We start from the raw sequence: 19,805 nt of genomic DNA on the forward strand, positions 1-19,805 counted from the left end.
ATCCAGGTTGTAAATATGCTTGGGCGTAGAAAAAAATGACAACTGGTGAAAAAATAGGGATTTGCGCATATTACTGAAATGAAGATAAACGTACCCTAAAGATAGACAGCAGCATGCTGTCGGGTTGTGGTTTCCGGCATATTATTAATTATCTTCAAAATTGGAGGTGATTGTAATGGCTGTGAAAAGAATCAAGAAAGTAGTAGCTCCAGTGAAAACAAAAGTAGCTCCTGTGAAAAAGAGACCTTATCGGGTGAAACAAGAAGACGATCTCCGGGATGCGCTCGGAAGCCTGGACGATGCGCGGAGAAATATCAATGACGCAAGACGTTCTGTCCGGAGAGCTTTACGCGATCTGGACTGACGGGAAAGCGGATAACGAGTCTTGAGCATGAAATAATTATAAGTAAGGGCGCGGAGATGAATCCGCGCCTTTTTATGTTCAGCGTGATCGAAGAACAGAGGAGCCAACCCGAAATTTCTCTAGGCGTTTTATTCACATTTATCCAACACCCAAAACCCCTTCCATCGAAGCAGATGGAAGGGGTTTTGGCTAAGTACGGTATGCTGGAGTGATAGCAGCTTTTTGCGCGTCTATCTGCTCCCGGAGCTGCGAATTGCGATTGTCTATTTTATTTCGGAGAGGTAGAGCGAGCCGGCGGGAAGCTTGATGTCCTTATGAACCACGACCAGTCCGATGCCTCCCGGGACGAGGGCGACTCTCGAATCTTTGGTCACGATATATATGCCGGGTACGGATATGCCGTTGACTTTCGTTTGAGCGACGGCGTTCGAGTACGTCGGAAGATCCTTCGCTTTGTCGGTTGCCGTTGCAGAGGCTGTCGCGGCACTGACCGCATTCGGTAAAAGCAGGCAGGAACAAGCCACAAGCACACCCAATTTCGTTTTTATCGCCTTCATGAATATCACTCTCCTTATAATGAAAGGTAACGAAGTACTAAAAAACGTATGAGCGGAAATTGTAAAATATTCATCGCATTAATGAAACGCCGCATGATGTGCTAATCATGATGCGCGAAATAAAATAAAACGGCCGCTAAAGCGCTCTTATGATGGGGAGCGTTACCTGAACATAAGAAGGACCTCAAGTCCACGACAAGTGGCTGAGGTCCTTTCATTATCCAATCTGCTGGTCAAATAAGCAGCGTGATCGCCAGCAGGTCGAACAGCACCAGCGGCAAAATAAACGGAAAAAACGATGTGTGAACGGTGTTTCCGCTGCGAACGGACGTCACTTTCAAATACAATTTTTTGCCGGTGACCTTTACGATTTTACCGGTATACGTATTCCCGTTTTTCGCTTTGATTTTGACGGTACGGCCGATATAATTTTTACTTTTCTTGTACATCGATACGGCTGACATGCGGTTTCCTCCTTTATACCGTAGTTGTCCATTATATGTCCGCGTCCGGTAAGCGTGTGGGTTTATGCAGCAGCCGGCTTTATACTTTTTTTAGAAATGATTTCAGCGTAGTTTAGATTTGGCGTCTATGATGGAGAGGAATGAAATTTAGAAGTTCCCTGTATCGAAAGGATGCGAATCTATGAAAGTAAACGGAAAAAAACGAGCGGTTCGGAGCGTCGTCTTCCTGCTGGTTGCGGCGGCCGCTATGTTCGCGATCGCCCCCTATTTGCTATTCGATCCAGCCTACAGCCGTGTGAAGCTGAACCCGGCGCTGCCATTCCATTATCCGCTGCTGCTTATCCATATCTTTGCATCGTTTCTGGCGCTCGCGGTGGGATGGATCCAATTCATTCCCGGCCTACGTACCAACTTCCTCCGTCTTCACCGGCTCGTCGGACGTATATATTTGGGCTGCATTGCAGCGGGCGGAATAACGGGGCTTGCCGTAGGCATGTATACCGAGAGCTATATTCGCCAGCTCGCCTTTTTGGCGCTAGCGGTGCTGTGGCTCATCACAGGCTGGAAAGGATATCGCACGATTCGGCGAGGGGAAGTGCGGGACCATCAGATTTGGATGCTGCGCAGCTACGCGGTTACCCTTGTCGCAGCGACCGCCCGACTCGTTACGCCATTGTGCCTGCTGGCTTATATGGCGCTGCAAGGAGCGCCGGACGGGGGAGTGAAGGCCGCGATTGCGCCGGTGCTGGAAGCGAATATTTGGGTCGGACTTGTCCTCAATGTATTGCTCTGCGAGTGGCTCTTCGTGCGCCGGGTTCGCTAGCAATCGATAATGTGCGCCATCGCCGAACAGGCGGTGGTTTTTTATCATGACCGGATCGACAATGCAGTTGTCTGAATCGGCAATGTCTCCGGACGCGGCGGGAGTGTACAATGAAGCCAGAGACGATTGTGATTTTCCCCGGCCGGCGTCATGTTGTGTATGCCGGCGTTACGATGCAACAAGCAGGAAGGAAATATCCATTTCGAAAGGATGGTCGGTATGATTAAAGTGGCCGTCGTCGGTGTAAACAACATCGGGAAAGTTCACTGTAAATATTATGCGCAGCACCCGGATACGCAGCTTGCCGCGGTGTGCGATCTAATGGAGGAGCGGGCGGATGCCGCCGCGCGCGAATACCGGGTGAAGGCTTATACGGATATGCGCGTGATGCTGGAGCAAGAGGATATTGACGTCGTGATCGTCGCGACCGCCGGCGTGGAGAAAGGAAGCCATCATTTCGAGCCGGCGATGATTGCGATGGAAGCGGGGAAGGACGTGCTTGTGGAGAAGCCGATCTCCAACCGCGTGGAGGAAGCCAGAGAAATGGTGCGGTTTGCCCGGGAGCGGGGCGTGCGGCTGGCGTGCAATTTGAACCACCGCTTCACACCGGCGGCGGCCAAAGGGAAGGAGCTGCTGCTGCAAGGAGCGCTCGGATCCCCGCTGTTTATTAACATGCGGCTGACGATCGATAATAAATCCGAGGCGACCGAATGGTTTCATATGCGGGCGCTGCATCCGCATTCCATCGATGTGATGCGCTACTTTATGGGCGACGTGCGGCGGGTGCAGGCGTTTATGACCAAAGCGGAGGGACGCAATACGTGGTCCACCGCCTCGATCAATATGGAATTCGAGAGCGGGGCGGTCGGGCATTTGACCGGCAGCTACGACATGTCGATGAAGCACCCGATCGAGTATTGCGAGGTAGCGGGCAATCAGGGACGGCTCGTCATCGATAACGTGTACGAGAGCTTTACGTTTTATCCGCATAAGAGCGACGAGCTGCTTGTGATGCGCAATCCGATCTTCCGCGGCATGCAGGGATTCGACGATACGTTCAAAAACCGGATCGAGCGGTTTATCGGGCAAATCAAGCAGGGAGTCTCTCCGGAACAAATCGAAGCTTCCGGCGCCGACGCTTTGGCGGCGCAAGAAGTGATCGAGGCGGCGATCGCGTCGCAGATGAGCAATGGCGCTGTCGTAGACGTGCCCAAATGAAACCGCTTGCGCGGCAAAGCATTCGAGAGGAGCGGCGGCAATGAACGCGAATGACCATACGGATGGAAGGGTGCTTTGGTTTACCGGGCTGTCCGGATCGGGCAAAACGACGACGGCCAAGCATTTGAATCAACTGCTTGAGGACAGAGGCCTTCGAGTTGAGCTGCTGGACGGCGACGAGCTGCGCGAAACGATCTGCAAGGGACTCGGCTTCAGCCGTGAGGACCGGTTCGAAAATATTCGGCGCATCGCCTATATTGCGGGCCTGCTGTCGAGGCATGGCGTGATCGTGCTTGTATCGGCCATTACCCCTTACCGGGAGATGAGAGAGTACGTGCGCAAGCAAATTCCCGCCTTTGCCGAAGTATATGTGCAGTGCCCGCTGGAGGAATGCGAGCGAAGAGACGTGAAGGGGTTGTACGCCAAAGCGCGCAGACAGGAAATCGCGGCGTTTACGGGCATCTCCGATCCGTACGAGGAGCCGCTGCGGCCGGATCTTTCGATCGACACGGCGCAGCATTCCGTCGAGGACAACTGCCGGAGGATCATGTCTTGGCTGAACCGGCGCGCTGCAGCGACCGGCGGCATCGCGGTACCGGATAAGGCTAGCGCCGCAGCGGCAAGGAGGCGGATGCCATGAAGATCATCATGATCTCGCTCGATACGATGCGGGCTTCGCGTCTTGGCTGTTACGGGTACGCCAAGCCGACAAGCCCGTATATCGACGAAATCGCCTCACAGGGCGTGCTATTCGAGAACGCGTATGCCGCCGACATTCCGACGGAGGTAGCCCATACCGGCATATTCACCGGGAAGGTCGGCCTGACGACCGGCGTCGTATCGCATGGCTCCGAGCTGGGCGTGCTCCCCAAATCGACCGAATGGCTGCCTACAATGCTCCGTTCGGCCGGCTTTACGACCGGCGCGGTGGACAATCTGTATCAGCTCAAGGAATGGTTCGCACGCGGTTACCGTTATTATATCAATAGCGTCGGAGGAAAGCGGTGGATCGACGGCAGAACGATCAACGATTTGGCGAAGCCGTGGATTCGCGATCATAAGGACGAGGACTTCTTTTTGTTCCTGCACTACTGGGACCCGCATACGCCTTATTTGCCGCCGGAGCGGTACATTTCCCCGTTTTACGAAGCGGGCCGCAATCCGTACGACCCGTCCAACCGCAGCATGGAAGCAGCCTACAATCATATGGCTTACCCGTTCTTCAAGCATCACCATTACGATTTGCTCGGTTCCGTGACCGACGCGGACTACATCAATGCGCTGTATGATGCAGAGGTCCGGTATTTGGACGATTTGCTCCGGGAGCTGGACGGCTATTTGGAGGAACAAGGGATTCGTGAAGTGACGCTGCTCGTCCTGTTCGGAGATCACGGCGAAAGCTTGACCGAGCACGGCATTTATTGGGACCATTGCGGCTTGTACGAGCCGACCGTCCACGTTCCCGTCATTATGCGCTGGCCTGAAGCAGTCCCGGCGGGACGCCGGGTGAAGGGGCTCGTTCAGCAGGTCGATCTCATGCCGACGGTATTGGAAGCGGCCCGAATGGCGGCGCTGTCCGGGATCGATGCGGCCCGTCTCGCAGCCCCCGCGGGACTGGACGGACGCAGTCTGTGGAACGCGATTCGCGGAGAGAGCGACCGGACGCATGAGGCGGTCTATCTCAGCGAATGTGCCTGGCAGGCCGCCCGCGGCATTCGCACTGAGCGGTACAAGTTCATCCGCACCCATGATGCGGGACCGTTCTCCCGCCCGCCGCGAGAGCTGTACGATCTGCACGCCGATCCGGAGGAGACGGTCAACCTCGCGGAGACGTATGCGGAGACGGCGGATGCGCTGGAGCGGCAGCTGGATGGCTGGGTAAGCGCGAAGCTTCAGGGCCGCCAAGACCCGATGGAACGGCAGCTGCAGGAGCTGGGACTGCCGTTCCGCAACCGGATCGAGAAAATATTGGAGGGCGTCGGGCTGACGTGGGAGGAATGGCTGCGGGATCCGCAGCGGGAGCGATTCGACGCGCTTCATGCGCAGAAGGCGCATGGCCGCGTGCCCGGCGCCGCCAAATAAGCCAGGCTTCGCAGCCGCAAGCGCGGCGAGGAGCGTGGGCCATGCAGCGAATGCCGCTAGTCGCTTGCCGGCGAAAAGGTCAGCCGGAGCAAGGCTGCTGCTGAACTGCTGAATTTCTGAACTGCGGTCCTCGTCCATGCCGCAGCAATGACAACGAAAGGATCGTTTACCGATGAACAAACGACCGAATCTGTTAATCATTATGGCTGATCAACTGCGCTACGATTGCGTAGGGTATAGCCGAAGCTATCCCGTACATACGCCGAATCTGGATCGGCTTGCATCCGAGGGCATGGGGTTCTCCCATGCCTTTACGCATATTCCGCTGTGCTGTCCGGCGAGGCAATCGTTCATGAACGGACGGCGCGCGGAGACGTTCGGCGGCCTGTGGAATTTCAACATCGCGCTCCCGGTCCCGGGTCTCGCGCCGGAGCAGTACGCGTGGCCTCGGGACCTCGCCGCGCAAGGCTACCGGAGCCGGTATTTCGGCAAGTGGGGCGTGCATCCGGAGCATGACCCGACCCGCTACGGCTACGAGCGGTATACGGGGGAAGCCGAGTACAAGCGGTTCCAGACGGAACGGTACCCGCAGGCGAGCTACACGCAAGGCTTCTTCGGGGAGCCGGACCCGATTCCGCTGGAGGATGCGAGAACCCACTGGCTGGCCCGGCAGACGGCAGACAGCATCAGCGAGCTGACCGCCGCCGGAGCGCCATGGCATATCCGGCTGAACTTCTCCGAGCCGCATCCGCCCTGCCGGCCCGCCGGCCGCTTCGCCGCCATGTACGATCCCGCCGCCGTTCCCCAGTGGCATAACTTCCGGGACGACTTCGTCCATAAGCCGTACATTCAGCGGCAGCAACTGCTGAACTGGCAGGTGCAGGATTACACATGGGACGATTGGGCGCCGGTCGTCGCGCGCTATTACGGCATGATCAGCCAGGTCGACGACGCGGTCGGATCGGTGCTGCGGCATTTGGAGGCGCTCGGTATCGCCGACGAGACGATCGTCGTGTTCACCTCCGACCACGGCGACATGTGCGGAGCGCACCGGATGATGGATAAGCATTACATCCTGTACGATGACGTGGTCCGCGTTCCGCTGATTATCAAGTGCCCGGACGTCATCCCGCAAGGAACCGTGTCCGATGCATTCGTGTACAATTTGCTCGACGTGCCTCCGACGATGCTGGAGCTGCTGGGACTGCCGGTGCCGGGTTCGCTGCAGGGCCGTTCGCTGCTGCCGCTGCTGCAGGGAGGAGGAGCCGCGCCGGCGGATTGGCGGGAAGCGGTCGTCGCCTCCTACAACGGCCAGCAGTTCGGTTTGTATACACAGCGGATGATCCGCAATAAAGACTGGAAATACATTTGGAATACGACCGATGTGGATGAGCTGTACGATCTGGCGCATGACCCCGGAGAGCTGAACAACCGGATTGCCGATCCGGTCGTCGCAGACATCCTGCAGCAGCTGCGGACCGGGCTGTACCGCCAGCTTGTGCAAGACGGGGACGGGCTTGCGGCGAACCATTGGATGAAGGACCAGCTTTTGCTTGGGAATAAGTTGTGAACCTGAACGAAAGTAACATAATCAAAAATAAACGGGCATATATTGCAGTAAAACGAAGCGACGGCGCACCCGGTCCTTTGTGATTCGGGAGCGCCGCAGCTGTATGAAGGCAGCGAACGATTTTCATGAAATGGTAGCGCTTACAGATGTTCTCGGCACAGGGGCATGACGGAACGACAGCCGTCCATCGCCCAATAAACAATAACGGGAGGATACAACATGGGAAATTCGGCCAAAGGACATAACGTATGGTTTATCCCGGACGGCTATATTCCGCCGCAAAGCTCCGGCGCCTTAACGAGCCACGAATCGATCTGCGTCTTGAACTGCAGCGACGAAGCGGCCGAGCTGCGCATCACGGTATATTTTGAGGATCAGCCGCCGCTCGAGAGGCTGCCCGCGGCCGTTCCGGCCCGCCGCACGTTTCATATCCGCACCAGCTCGCTTGAGCAGGACGGCCGGCGCATCCCGGTCGGCGTGCCCTACGCGATGGAAGTGGAGAGCAGCATTCCCGTCATCGTGCAGTACAGCCGTCTGGATGCGACGCAGGCGGAGAATGCGCTGATGTCCGTCATGGGATATCCCGAACGCTGACAACGGATGGCCGGGATCGCGCGATTGGCGCGCCGTCGCTTGGGGAGACGGCAAACAGACAGAGACCATAGAACGTTGGGGAGGCTAAGTTCATGCTGGTTGCGGAGCGGCATCGGGAAATCGTGAATGTGCTCGATCAGGAGGGGAGCGTCAGGGTGTCGGAGCTCGCCCGGTTATTTCGGGTCACGGAGGAGACGATTCGCCGCGATCTGGAAAGACTTGAAGCGGAAGGGAAACTCATGCGCACACACGGCGGCGCGGTCGGCATCAAGCACTCCGAACGGGAAGCGCCGTTCTCCGAGCGGGAAATCAGTTATATGCAGGAAAAAATCGCGATCGCCAAAGAAGCGGTGCAGCGGGTCGTGGAAGGCGACACGATTCTTCTCGACGCCAGCACGACCGCGTGGCAAATGGCGCGTCTGCTGCCGGACATGCGATTGACCGTGCTGACCAACGCGATCAAGGTAGCCGTTGAACTGGCCGACAGAAGCCGGGTCCGGATCATTTCTACCGGGGGCACGTTGTCCCCGGCCTCGCTGTCCTTTGTCGGACCGGCGGCGGAGCGAATGCTCAAGGAATACCACGTGAACAAGCTGTTTTTCTCGTGCAAAGGCATCGATATCCAGCTCGGGCTGCGCGAGTCGAGCGAGTCGAATGCGATGATCAAGCGGCGCATGATGTCGATTGCCGACCAGCGCTATTTGCTCGCCGACCATAGCAAATTCGGTACGAAGGCGCTGGAGATGCTGGCGCCGCTGAAGGATGTCGAAGAAATCATCACCGATTCCAAAATCGACGCGGCGCTGTTACAACAACTGAAAAGCAGGGAATTCTCGGTCAAGCTGGTGTAGTCCGCAAGTCTCGAGAGCGAAAAAGCATCGGCAATGTGCAGACATGGGATGCTTTTTTTGTTGCGCATCCGTTTGCTTGTTGAAATTTGCGGTATCTCTTTTGATTTTGTGGGACTGCGGACTTAAATCGCGAAATTCAAAAAGAAATAGTTATTTTTTCGGAAATCGCGTCGTAAGCTAGAGCAACAAAATAAAGCGCTTACAGTTATGCAGTCCAATCCAGAACGGGAGGGATTCGATGAAAAGGTCGTTTTGGTCCATGACGGTGACAGGTCTCCTGATTTCCGCGACCTTGAGCGGATGTTTCGGCGGACCGGCAGCCCAGCCCGCAAAAGAACCCACAAAAACGGACATGAAAGAGAACACGGCCGCACCGCCGGCTGGAGGCGGAGGAGGAGGCAGCGGAGCCTTTGAACTGAGACAGGCGCCAATGCTGGACGGGAAAGGACTTCCTTCGCTGAAGGACCGGCTGCCGGAGGAGCCGAAGATCGCCAATGAAATGCCGGCGGATATGCTTAAGACGGAAATTGGCACCTACGGCGGTACGATGCGCACGGTGACTTCGGTTATCGGATGGGACGCCGACGTGTTCGTCATGAGTAACGAGCCGCTGCTCAACACCCCGGGCATTCTCGGTAAAGAAATTACCGGCAACGTGCTGAAAGATTACAAGGCGAGCGCGGACAGCAAAGAATTTACGTTTATGATGCGCAAAGGGCTGAAATGGTCGGACGGGAAGCCGGTCACTTCCGAGGACGTCCGGTTCTCGATCGAGGACATTTTGTTTAACGAGGAGTTGACCCCCGTATTCCCGGCCTGGCTGAGAGCGGGCGGCAAGGCGGATGGCGCGCCGCTGAAGTTCAAGGTTGTCGACGAGTATACGTTCCAGATTACGTTCGATCAGCCGTATGGCGGCTTCCCGATCCGCCTCGCGATCGAAAGCTGGCGCGGCTACAGCGATTACATTCTGAAGCCGGCGCATTTCCTGAAGCCGCTGCATAAGAAATATGCCGATGCGAAGCAGCTCGAGGCGAAGCTGAAGGAAGGCCAGTACGGGCCGGACGATTGGGTGAAAATGTTCAACGACAAGGACGTGACCAGCCGCGAGCTGACCAAGCCCGAGGCGATCGGCTTCCCGGTTCTGTATCCGTGGATGATGGTGAAGCGGTCCGACACGATGACGGATTACGAACGGAATCCGTACTACTTCAAAGTGGACGCCAAAGGCAACCAGCTGCCGTACATCGATAAAATTCAAAGCGCGCTCGTGCAAAATATCGAGATGGTCACGATGAAGACAATCGCCGGCGAGGTCGACTTCTCGCGCGAATCGGCCGCGCTCATCAAGATGCCGCTGTACAAGGAAAACGAGAAGAAGGGCGGCTACCGGACGCTGCTCTCCGACATGCATGTGACGCCGACGGACATCTTCCTGAACCAAACGTACAACGATCCGACCTGGCGCAAAGTCGTGCAGGACGTCCGTTTCCGCAAGGCGCTCAGCCTCGGACTCGACCGTAAGGAAATTATCGACACGATTTATTACGGCTTTGCCGAACCGGGAAAAATCGAGGACCCTGCGTATAACGTGAACGAAGCGAATAAGCTGCTCGACGAGATGGGCATGAAGAAAGGCCCGGACGGCTTCCGTCTTGCGCCGGACGGCAAAAAATTCAGCATCTCGTTCGAAATCGGAGCCCAAGCGCCGGATATCGTCCCGCTGACGCAGCTTGTCGTCGAGTTCTGGAAGAAGATCGGCATCGACGTGACGATGAAGACGATCGACCAGACGCTGTGGGGCTCGCGCAGAGATGCCAACGAGCTTCAGGCGACGATGATCTGGACGCATACGCCGCTTTGGTATATGGCGGATTGGGGCCAAAACTTCTGGGGCAGACTGTGGAAATTATGGCTGGATACAGGCGGCAAGCAGGGCGAGGAACCGCCGGCCGACGTCAAGAAATTTTACGACCTCGTAGATAAAGTGTCGACCAGTCCGCCGGACGCAGCCATCAAAGCGATCGAAGACGTGAAGAAGGAAATGGGCAAAAACTACTGGTATTTCGTGCACATCGAAAATGTGAAGCAGCCGCTTATCGTGAGTGCGAAGCTTGGCAACATTCCGGAGAAAGGATTTGCCATTGCGGCGAACTTCAGCGGCGAGCAGTTCTTCTTCAAAAAATGACCCGGAAACGGGAATAGCCGTCATCCGGCGGCGGGCAGGATCTCAGGCAGCGGCTCATGCGTTGAGCGGCCGCCTGAGATTTTTTGCCCGGCGCCGGGCCGGCCAAAAGGGGATGAGCGCAGCATGTTACATTTTATCGGGCACCGGGTGCTCCAGTTAATCCCGCTTCTGATCGCCATCAGCATCATTGTCTTCGTCATTATCCAGCTCCCGCCCGGCGACTTTCTCACAACGTATATCCAGCAGCTAGAGCTGTCGGGATCGAAAGTGGACGCTTCGACGATCATCAGCCTGAAGCAGCAGTACGGACTGGATCAGCCGATGTATATGCAGTATTTCATTTGGATGAAGAACATTATTTTGCACGGCGACTTGGGCCGGTCGTTTCAATGGAATTTGCCGGTATCGCAAGTGATCGGCGAACGGCTCGGGCTGACGATGGCGATCTCCGTCCTGACGCTCATCTTCGTATGGGTCGTCGCCATTCCGATCGGTATTTATTCGGCAACGCATCAATACTCGATTCTGGACTATGTGTTTACGTTTATCGGCTTTATCGGCCTGGCCGTTCCCGGCTTTCTAATCGCGCTCATTCTGGTGTACGCGGTGTTCGTCAATACCGGCCTGTCGATCACCGGGCTGTTCTCGCCGGAATTTCAGGACGCGCCGTGGAGCTGGGACAAAATCGTCAATATGATGCAGCGCATCTGGCTTCCGATCGTCGTCATCGGCATGTCGGGAACGGCCGGCTTGATCCGCGTTACCCGGGGCATGCTGCTTGACGAGCTGCAGAATCAATACGTCATTACGGCGCGGGCCAAAGGGGTGGAGGAGCGCAGGCTGCTGTTCAAATATCCGGTGCGCATGGCGATCAATCCGCTGATCAGTACGATCGGCTGGACGCTGCCGAGCATCATTTCCGGCGAAGCCATCGTTTCCATCGTGCTCAATATGCCGACGACCGGACCGATCCTGCTCAAGGCATTAATGTTTCAGGACATGTATCTGGCTGGCAGCTTTCTGCTCATCTTAAGCGTGCTGACCGTGATCGGGACACTGCTCTCGGATATACTGCTCGCGGTCGTTGATCCGCGGATCCGGTTTGGAGGGGTGCAGGAATGAGCGCGATCTTGCAAAAAATAAGAACCGGGCTGAGGCGCAGGCCGGAGCCGGAGAAGGCGAATCCCGACCCATACGAGGTCGCTTCCCAATGGCAGCTGATGTGGTGGAAGTTCAAAAAGCACAAAATGGCGATGATCGCGGGGATTGTGCTGATTGCGCTTTATTTGATGGCGGCGTTTTGCGAGTTTCTCGCGCCGTCGCTTCCGCTCGAACGGTTTACCGAGTATAAGAATGCGCCGCCTTCCCAAATCCGGTTCGTCGATCCGGAAACCGGGTTCAGCCTGCGGCCGTTCGTCTACGACATGAAGCAGCAAATCGACAAGGAGACGTTCCGGCGAACGTTCCAGGAGGACACGTCGACGAAGTTCCCGATCTACCTGTTCGTGCGCGGGGAGACGTACAAGTTCTGGGGATTGTTGGAGACGAACCTTCATTTGTTCGGGACGAAGGACCCGAAGAGCCCGCTGTTCCTGATGGGGACGGACGATCTGGGCCGGGACTTGTTCACGAGAATATTGTACGGCGCGCGCATCTCGCTGTCGTTCGGGCTGATCGGTATCGTGTTTACGCTCATTCTGGGGCTGCTGCTCGGCGGGCTGTCCGGATATTTGGGAGGCATCACCGACACGATCATCCAGCGGCTCATCGACCTGCTTATTTCCAAGCCGACGATTCCGCTCTGGATGGCGCTCGCCGCCGCCTTGCCCAAGGATTGGACGCCGCTGCAAATTTATTTCGGAATGATTCTGATCATGTCGATCATCGGCTGGACGGGTCTTGCCCGCGTCGTGCGGGGGAAAATGCTTTCGCTGCGCGAAGAAGACTTCACGATGGCGGCGAGGCTGGCCGGGGCGAGCGATATGCGGATTATTACGAAGCATCTGCTGCCCTCATTTGCCAGTTATATTATCGTCAACGTGACGCTGTCGATCCCGGCTACCATTCTCGGGGAGACGTCGCTCAGCTTTCTCGGTCTTGGACTGCAGCCGCCGGTCGTGAGCTGGGGCGTGCTGCTGCAATCGGCGCAAAATCTGGAGACATTGGCCCATCATCCCTGGCTGCTGTGGCCGGCCGCCTTTATCGTCGTCACCGTGCTCATGTTCAATTTCCTCGGCGACGGATTGCGGGATGCGGCCGATCCTTACAAGTAAAGGGGGCAACCAATGATGGTTCATGAACCAAAGAGCGGACAGGACGACGTCATTCTGGAAGTGAATAATTTGCGGACATATTTCCGGCTGGACGAAGGGCTGCTGAAGGCGGTCGACGGCGTCGATTTGAAGATCAAGGCGGGCAAGACGCTCGGTATCGTCGGCGAGAGCGGCTCGGGCAAAAGCGTCACCTCGCAGTCGATTTTGCGGATCGTGCCGACGACGGCGGCCGTGGAAGGCGAGATCAAGCTGCGCCGACGGAAGCAGGGCAAGACGGAAGTCGTCGATCTGGCGCGCATGGAGCCGGAAGGCGCCGAGATCCGATCGATCCGCGGGGGAGAAATCAGCATGATCTTCCAGGAGCCGATGAAGGCGTTCTCTCCGATCCATACGATCGGCAATCAGATTGTGGAAGCGATCATGCTCCATCGCACGAAGAATAAGGAGGAAGCGAAGCGGATGGCGATCGAGACGCTGCGGAAGGTCGGCATGTCCAATCCGGAGCAGCGGTTCGGGGAATTCCCGCACCAGCTGTCGGGCGGCATGCGGCAGCGGGCGATGATCGCGATGGCGCTGTCTTGTAATCCGTCGATTCTGATCGCCGACGAGCCGACGACGGCGCTTGACGTGACGGTGCAGGCGCAAGTGCTGCAGCTCATCAACGATTTGAAGCGGACGATCGGCACCTCGGTCATATTCATCACGCATGACCTTGGCGTCATCGCCGAAATGTCGGATGAGGTGGCGGTCATGTACCTGGGGAAAGTGGTGGAATATACCGACGTCGAATCATTGTTTTACGGCGCGCTGCATCCGTATACGCAGGCGCTGCTGCACTCGATTCCGTCGGTGGCCAAGCGCAACGCACGGCTCGATTCCATCGAGGGCACGGTGCCGTACCCGATGAATTTGCCGAAGGGCTGCGGCTTTTATTCCCGGTGCAAGCGGGCGCAGGACGGATTGTGCAACGTAGAGGACGTGCCGCTCGTCGAAGTGAAGGACGGTCATTACGTACGATGTCTGCTCGTCGAAGCACGGACGCCGGCAGAGGTGGGAGGCTTGCATGGAGAACAATAGCCGCATTCTCGAAGTGACGTCGCTCAAAAAATATTTTCCGGTCAAAAAAGGGTTTCTGAAGCGCACGGTCGGTCACGTTAAAGCGGTCGACGATATTCATCTGCACATTAACGAAGGCGAAACGCTGGGACTCGTGGGCGAGTCCGGCTGCGGCAAGACGACGCTCGGGCGATGTATATTGCGGGCGATCGAGCCGTCGGAAGGTTCTGCGCGGTTCAAGGACCGCAAAGGCAATCCGGTGGAGCTGACGACGCTCGACCCGAAGCAGCTGCGTAAGATTCGAAGGGATATGCAGCTTATATTCCAGGACCCATACTCGTCGCTGAACCCGCGCATGACGGTGCTGAACATTATCGGCGAGCCGCTCTTGTGCAACGGCATCGCCAAGGGAGAGGAGCTCAGGGAGCGGGTCAAGCGGCTCATGGAGATGGTCGGGCTGAACAGCCGGCATCTGGAGCGGTATCCGCATGCGTTCAGCGGAGGGCAGCGACAGCGGATCGGCATCGCGCGGGCGCTGGCGACCAATCCAAGGTTCATCGTATGCGACGAAGCGGTATCGGCGCTCGACGTCTCGGTGCAGGCGCAAATTTTGAACCTGCTGCAGGACTTGCAGGAGCAGCTGAACTTAAGCTACTTGTTCATCTCGCATGATCTGGGCGTCATCCAGCATATTTCCGACCGCGTCGGGGTCATGTACGTTGGCAAAATGGTGGAGATGGCAGAAACCGACGCCCTGTTCAACACGCCGAAGCATCCGTATACCGAAGCGCTACTGTCGGCAAAGCCCGTTCCCGATCCGCGAGCCAAATCCAGGCGCATTATATTGGAAGGCGAGGTGGCGAATCCGGCGAATCCGCCGTCCGGCTGCTACTTCCACCCGCGCTGCAAATACGCCACCGAACTATGCAAGCAGAAGGCGCCGGAATGGACCGAGGTCGGCAAAGACCATTACGTGGCCTGCCATTTGGCCGGCGAGCTTGAACTGCAAGGGGTGCACACGCAATGACCGCCATCGTTGCGATCTTGACGGCGTCGCTGCTCCTGCTCTTTGCGATGATGGCTGCGACGAGCTGGTTCATGACCCGGCTCATGCGAGCGTATATCGGGTCGAAGCACGAGCTGCTCGAACAAATTCTCCGCACGGAGCAAGTGCCTGAGCAATGGGCTTCCTCGTACAGCCTTGCGGCAGTCAGACGGGCCCCGCGTACGGAGGGAGCAGGAACGATAGCGGCGGCGGACGACAGGGCGGCACGGAAATCGATACGCAAGCTGGACCGGCTCATCGGCTATGTGCGGACGACGAGGCTGGTGGAGGATGAAGAAACACGCCGGACGCTGCTGGCCGATCTGTCGCGTATCCGCGGGCAATGGGGAGGAGCTTGTCATGAACAGCCTGCCGGATCACAATAGGAAGAGGCTGCTCGTCATCGCCGCTTACTTGCTCAGCGCCTTCACCGGAGCGCTCGGCTTGCTGAACTGGGTCGTCCTGCGGGAAATGCTGATGACGCTGGTGGCAAGCAGCTCAATCAGCCGCTGGTCATGGCGGGCGATCGATCAATTCAGTTTTTTGCTGCTCGGCATGCTGTGGCTGGCATTCGTCCTGTATGTCCAGCACAACTACGCGAGGCGCGCCGAGCGTCAGACACTGTGGAGCACGGTCATGCTGTTCACCGGGATTCAGGTGCTTTTACTATTTTTTTGCCACCTCATTCCGCCGGCAATTGGTATAATAAGGTATACGAGCCTGCAATTCGTTATGGCGGGCGCAGAGGCGGTCGTCGGAACGGCGCTCGTATGCCTTGCACGGTATTATTCGAGTAGGAAGCGGAATCGCGGAAAGGAGCGGTTGTGATGGATGTTGGCGTCGTGTCGCGCAGCTTTCGGCAGCTTACGAATCGGGAGGCGGCGGAGCTGATCGCGACGAACGGGTTTGCATGGACGGAGCTTTGCTTTTCCCAGACCGATTCGAATTACTGGGTATATAACGGTCGATCCGACTTGTCGGAGTTGACCGACGCGCGTAGCAAGGAGATTGTGGAGACGTATCGAAGCCAAGGCGTGTCGGTGCCTTCGCTCGGCGTATTCACCAATTTGCTGGAGCCGGATGATGAGGAATGGGAGCGCAACCTCGCTTATTTCGAGCGGCATATGCAGATTGCGGCGCTCAACGGGATCCCATACGTCGCAACGGAATGCGGCTTCGTGAAAGGGGCGCGGGGCGTCCAGGCGGACCGTTATGAGACCGCTTACCAGCGGCTGGTCGACAGCTTCAGGCGGCTGGCGGCGATGGCGGAGCGCTATGGCGTGCATGTCGCGCTGGAGCCGTGCGTGCTCGATGTTGTGCCCAGCGCGAAGCGGACCGCCGATTTCATCAAGGAGGTCGGCTCGGACCGGGTGCGCGTGCTGCTCGATCCCGCCAATCTGATCGCCAACAGCTCGGAGGAAGACATGTTCCGCTATTTAGCGCCGCATATTGCGTACTTTCATGGGAAAGACCGCAAAGTAAACGACGCTTACGGCCGGGCGGTCGGCGACGGGGATATCGATTGGCCGGTATTTTTGAAGCTATATCATACGTATACCGAAGGCGTTCCGTTTATATTGGAGTACGTGACCGCCGATAATTTTTGCGAAATACGCGACCGTGTGCTGGCGGCCGACAAGCTGAGCCGTTAAAGCGCCGGCCGGCTTTCATATGAATCATTCGCGCCTTCGCGCGAACGGCATTGCAGTTATGGCATCAGGACCGACGCGGGAAGACCGCTTCCGGACTTCCGGTGTAATCTTACGGTTGGAATGAGGCGAATCCGGTGGAATTCAAATTAACGAGCAGTCAATTTATGAAAGAAGCGGCGTTCCCGTTCTGGATACGCCGTTACTTTCATGACCATGCGAACACCCCTTCCGCGCACCGGCATGATTTTATCGAGCTGGTCTATATCGTCTACGGGGAAGCGGAGCATGTGTTCGAAGGGGAATGTTACAATATTCGCGCAGGAGACGTATTCATCATCAATCCCGATGAAGTTCACGCCTACCGGATCGAGCCGGGCAAGCGGCTTGAAATTATTAACTGCCTGTTCCTGCCGGAGCTCATTCAGGAGAGCTGGCTGCGGGAGCTGGGCATTTCCCAATCGATGGACTACTTTTATGTGCACCCGTTCCTGAATACAACGGAGCGGTTCCATCACCGGTTGAACTTGCGCGGACAGGATGCGTCGCGAACGCTGGTGCTGCTCGAGGGCATGATCCAGGAAAACGACCGGCGGCAATCCGGCTATTCGACGCTCATTCGCATTCAACTGGTCGAGCTGCTGATCCTGCTGTCGCGGTATTACGGGCAGCAGGACGTCATGAGCGGGCCCAAGCCGCAGCGCGAAAGCGAGCATCAGCTGATCGTCCGCCGCATCAGCGGGTATCTGGAGCGGTACTACGACAAGAAGGTGTCGGTGCCGTCGATCTGCGAATTGTTCAACGTCAGCACGCGGCAAGTCAACCGTATCTTCAAAAAAGAAACGGGCATGACCGTCATTGAAGCGGCGCATCACATCCGTATCGATAAAGCGAAGATTTTGCTGGAGGAAACCGACGAGAAGGTTATTACGATCGCCGGGAAAGTGGGCTATGACGACCCTGCCTTTTTTAGCCGGCTGTTCCAGCGGCTTGTCGGCTGCTCGCCGGGCAAATACCGCGAGCACCACTTGCCGGCGCGAACCGGCGGCCATCACAGCCCGACGTAGAGGGGGAGCTGAATGTGGAGGGTACCGGACGGATGAAGAAGAGGATGGCCTTTGCGACGTTGACCGTTCTGCTGGCAGGCGCGATGCTGGCGGGCTGCCGCGAGCCGGCCGAGCAGGCTCACGACCGGCCGGTTCCGGTACCCGGGAAGGAGGGGGCGGCAAGTCCTTCTCCAACCGCTCCGGGCATCGCTCCTTCGGCCGCAGCCGGGACGGGGTGGAAGCAGGCCCCGTTCCTCGACGGCAAGGGACTGCCGGACGTCGCGCAGCGGCTGCCGAAGGAGCCGAAGCTGACCAACGAAATGCCGCCCGAGCTGCTCTCCTATCAGATCGGGAGCTACGGCGGGACGCTGCGGACGGCAAGAACAGACGTGAACACGGACAATACAGTATTCATTATCGAGAACGAACCGCTCGTCAATACGCCCGGGCTGCTCGGCAATGAAGTGACCGGCAACGTATTGAAAAGCTATATCGTTTCGGACGATCAGAAGCAGTTCACCTTTTACATGAGAGAGGGCTTGAAATGGTCCGACGGGCAGCCGGTGACGACGGAGGATGTGAAGTTTGCCGTCGAGGACGTGCTGTCGAATAGCGAGCTGACGCCCGGCGGTCTGCCGCCATGGCTGAAGAGCGCCGCCGATTCGGCCGGGGCGCCGATGAAGTTTGAAGTCATCGACGACTATACGTTCAAAATCAGCTTCGACAAGCCGTACGGCGGATTCCTGATGCAGCTGGCGGTACAGAGCTGGAGAGGCTATAACGACCTGCTGAAGCCGAAGCACTACTTGCAGCAGTTCCACGCCAAATACACGCCGCCGGAAAAGCTGCAGCCGCTCATCAAGGAAGCGGGCTTTCAGCCGGGCGATTGGGCCAATCTGTTTCACTTGAAGGACATTATCAATACGGAGATCACGCATCCGCAGGCGGTCGGCTTTCCGGTGCTGACTCCCTATATGCAGGTGAAAGCGGGCGATACGGTCGAGTTCGAGCGCAATCCGTATTACTTCAAGGTCGATGCGGCCGGGCAGCAGCTGCCTTACATCGACAAGCTGCGAAGCAGCCTCGTGCAGAACGTGGAGATGGTCATCATGAAGCTCATGTCCGGCGAAATCGACCATAGCTACGAATATGTAACGATCCCGAAGCTGCCCTTGCTCAAAGAGCAGGAGAAGAAGGGCGGATATACGCTCTACTTGACGAAATTGCATCGGACGGCGAACGATATTCAGCTCAATTTGACGTATAACGACCCGGTCTGGCGCCAAGTGGTGCAGGATGTTCGATTCCGCAAGGCGCTTAACCTGGCGCTCAACAAGAAGGAGATCGTCGACACGGTCTTCTTCGGCATGGCGAAGCCCTCGCCGATTCAAGATACGACGTTCGACCTGAAGGAAGCCGCCCGCATCCTCGACGCCATGGGCATGACGAAGGGCGCGGACGGGTTCCGCATCGGTCCCGACGGCAAACGATTCACGATTCCGTTCGAAATTTCGTCCAGCAATCAGGACTTCATCAAATTAGGCCAGGTAGTGACCGAGCAGTGGCGTTTGCTCGGGCTCGACGTGACCTTAAAGCAAATCGATTCGGCGCTGTGGGACACCCGCAACAAGGCCAACGAGCTGAAGGCGACGATCATGTTCACGCCGGGGCCGGTGCAGTGGTCTCGCCAGGAATGGGGTCAGAACATCTGGGCTCCGCTCTGGGATCGATGGTGGAATACGGGGGGTCGGGAAGGGGAAGAGCCGCCGGCGGAAGCGAAAGCGTATTTGGAATCGATCTTCGAATTGCGCGAGGTGTCGCTGCAGCAGGCCGAGAAGAAGCGGGATGAAATTCGGGCCAATCTCGGGAAAAATGTATGGTACTTCGTTCATGCCGAGGATATCGTGCTGCCGGTTGCGGTCCATTCCCGTATCGGTAATTTCTCGGATAAGGGCTGGGGGATCGCCAGCAATTTTGCCGGCGAGCAGTGGTTTTTCAAACCATGACCGCCGGGACGAAGATGTCCGA

General features: G+C 57.2%; 20 protein-coding genes. 18 read left to right on the forward strand and 2 right to left on the reverse strand.

The annotated features are described in order from the left end of the window. The first annotated feature begins 175 nt into the window (after positions 1-175). On the forward strand, positions 176-364 hold the full coding sequence (locus KXG62_RS00785) for a hypothetical protein (protein WP_218089994.1): 189 nt from the start codon (positions 176-178) through the stop codon (positions 362-364). A 263-nt stretch (positions 365-627) separates the two neighbouring features. Here KXG62_RS00785 and KXG62_RS00790 read toward each other — a convergent pair whose 3' ends face one another. Both KXG62_RS00790 and KXG62_RS00795 read right to left on the reverse strand, forming a co-directional pair. Further along, the gene (locus KXG62_RS00790) at positions 628-921 is read right to left on the reverse strand and encodes a hypothetical protein (RefSeq protein ID WP_218089995.1); all 294 of its coding nucleotides are present in this window, start codon (positions 919-921) and stop codon (positions 628-630) included. 233 nt (positions 922-1,154) lie between these two features. Further along, positions 1,155-1,385, reverse strand: coding sequence for an eL33 family ribosomal protein (locus tag KXG62_RS00795; RefSeq protein WP_218089996.1), 231 nt, complete (start codon positions 1,383-1,385; stop codon positions 1,155-1,157). A 181-nt stretch (positions 1,386-1,566) separates the two neighbouring features. On the opposite strand from KXG62_RS00795, the gene KXG62_RS00800 reads away from it, so the two are divergent. The 17 genes from KXG62_RS00800 (at position 1,567) to KXG62_RS00880 (ending at position 19,783) form a co-directional block, all read left to right on the forward strand. Next, positions 1,567-2,208, forward strand: coding sequence for a DUF2306 domain-containing protein (locus KXG62_RS00800; protein ID WP_218089997.1), 642 nt, complete (start codon positions 1,567-1,569; stop codon positions 2,206-2,208). Positions 2,209-2,427: 219 nt separating this feature from the next. Continuing rightward, complete coding sequence (locus KXG62_RS00805; protein ID WP_218089998.1) at positions 2,428-3,426, forward strand: Gfo/Idh/MocA family protein; 999 nt, start codon at positions 2,428-2,430, stop codon at positions 3,424-3,426. Between the two features lie 40 nt (positions 3,427-3,466). After that, positions 3,467-4,066 (forward strand): adenylyl-sulfate kinase, encoded by a 600-nt coding sequence (gene cysC, locus KXG62_RS00810; protein WP_218089999.1) that lies wholly within the window; start codon positions 3,467-3,469, stop codon positions 4,064-4,066. Next, positions 4,063-5,508, forward strand: coding sequence for a sulfatase family protein (locus KXG62_RS00815; RefSeq protein WP_218090000.1), 1,446 nt, complete (start codon positions 4,063-4,065; stop codon positions 5,506-5,508). The genes cysC and KXG62_RS00815 overlap by 4 nt, the downstream gene beginning before the upstream one ends. 172 nt (positions 5,509-5,680) lie before the next feature. Then, the gene (locus KXG62_RS00820; protein ID WP_218090001.1) at positions 5,681-7,078 is read left to right on the forward strand and encodes a sulfatase family protein; all 1,398 of its coding nucleotides are present in this window, start codon (positions 5,681-5,683) and stop codon (positions 7,076-7,078) included. A 219-nt stretch (positions 7,079-7,297) separates the two neighbouring features. Continuing rightward, positions 7,298-7,672, forward strand: coding sequence for a sensory rhodopsin transducer (locus tag KXG62_RS00825; protein WP_218090002.1), 375 nt, complete (start codon positions 7,298-7,300; stop codon positions 7,670-7,672). Between the two features lie 92 nt (positions 7,673-7,764). After that, positions 7,765-8,523, forward strand: a complete 759-nt coding sequence (locus KXG62_RS00830) for a DeoR/GlpR family DNA-binding transcription regulator (RefSeq protein WP_218090003.1) — start codon at positions 7,765-7,767, stop codon at positions 8,521-8,523. Between the two features lie 238 nt (positions 8,524-8,761). Then, the gene (locus tag KXG62_RS00835) at positions 8,762-10,708 is read left to right on the forward strand and encodes an ABC transporter substrate-binding protein (protein WP_218090004.1); all 1,947 of its coding nucleotides are present in this window, start codon (positions 8,762-8,764) and stop codon (positions 10,706-10,708) included. Positions 10,709-10,831: 123 nt separating this feature from the next. Next, positions 10,832-11,830 (forward strand): ABC transporter permease, encoded by a 999-nt coding sequence (locus KXG62_RS00840; RefSeq protein WP_218090005.1) that lies wholly within the window; start codon positions 10,832-10,834, stop codon positions 11,828-11,830. Next, a complete protein-coding gene (locus tag KXG62_RS00845) occupies positions 11,827-12,981 on the forward strand; it encodes an ABC transporter permease (protein ID WP_218090006.1) in 1,155 nt (384 codons plus the stop codon). The genes KXG62_RS00840 and KXG62_RS00845 overlap by 4 nt, the downstream gene beginning before the upstream one ends. A gap of 12 nt (positions 12,982-12,993) precedes the next feature. Further along, a complete protein-coding gene (locus KXG62_RS00850; RefSeq protein ID WP_246627237.1) occupies positions 12,994-14,058 on the forward strand; it encodes an ABC transporter ATP-binding protein in 1,065 nt (354 codons plus the stop codon). Further along, positions 14,045-15,064, forward strand: coding sequence for an ABC transporter ATP-binding protein (locus KXG62_RS00855; RefSeq protein WP_218090007.1), 1,020 nt, complete (start codon positions 14,045-14,047; stop codon positions 15,062-15,064). Before KXG62_RS00850 ends, KXG62_RS00855 begins: the two co-directional genes overlap by 14 nt. Further along, positions 15,061-15,468 (forward strand): hypothetical protein, encoded by a 408-nt coding sequence (locus KXG62_RS00860; RefSeq protein ID WP_218090008.1) that lies wholly within the window; start codon positions 15,061-15,063, stop codon positions 15,466-15,468. The genes KXG62_RS00855 and KXG62_RS00860 overlap by 4 nt, the downstream gene beginning before the upstream one ends. After that, a complete protein-coding gene (locus KXG62_RS00865; RefSeq protein WP_218090009.1) occupies positions 15,443-15,910 on the forward strand; it encodes a hypothetical protein in 468 nt (155 codons plus the stop codon). The genes KXG62_RS00860 and KXG62_RS00865 overlap by 26 nt, the downstream gene beginning before the upstream one ends. Further along, positions 15,910-16,734, forward strand: a complete 825-nt coding sequence (locus KXG62_RS00870; protein WP_218090010.1) for a sugar phosphate isomerase/epimerase family protein — start codon at positions 15,910-15,912, stop codon at positions 16,732-16,734. The genes KXG62_RS00865 and KXG62_RS00870 overlap by 1 nt, the downstream gene beginning before the upstream one ends. A 134-nt stretch (positions 16,735-16,868) precedes the next feature. Continuing rightward, entirely contained in the window at positions 16,869-17,798 is a 930-nt protein-coding gene (locus KXG62_RS00875; protein ID WP_218090011.1) for an AraC family transcriptional regulator, read from the forward strand. A 32-nt stretch (positions 17,799-17,830) separates the two neighbouring features. Next, positions 17,831-19,783 carry an ABC transporter substrate-binding protein gene (locus tag KXG62_RS00880; RefSeq protein ID WP_218090012.1) on the forward strand — a complete coding sequence of 651 codons (1,953 nt, stop codon included), beginning with the start codon at positions 17,831-17,833 and terminating at the stop codon, positions 19,781-19,783. The last annotated feature ends 22 nt before the right edge of the window (positions 19,784-19,805 follow it).

Source organism: Paenibacillus solanacearum, assembly GCF_910593845.1.
GTDB classification, from domain to species: Bacteria; Bacillota; Bacilli; order Paenibacillales; family NBRC-103111; genus Paenibacillus_G; species Paenibacillus_G solanacearum.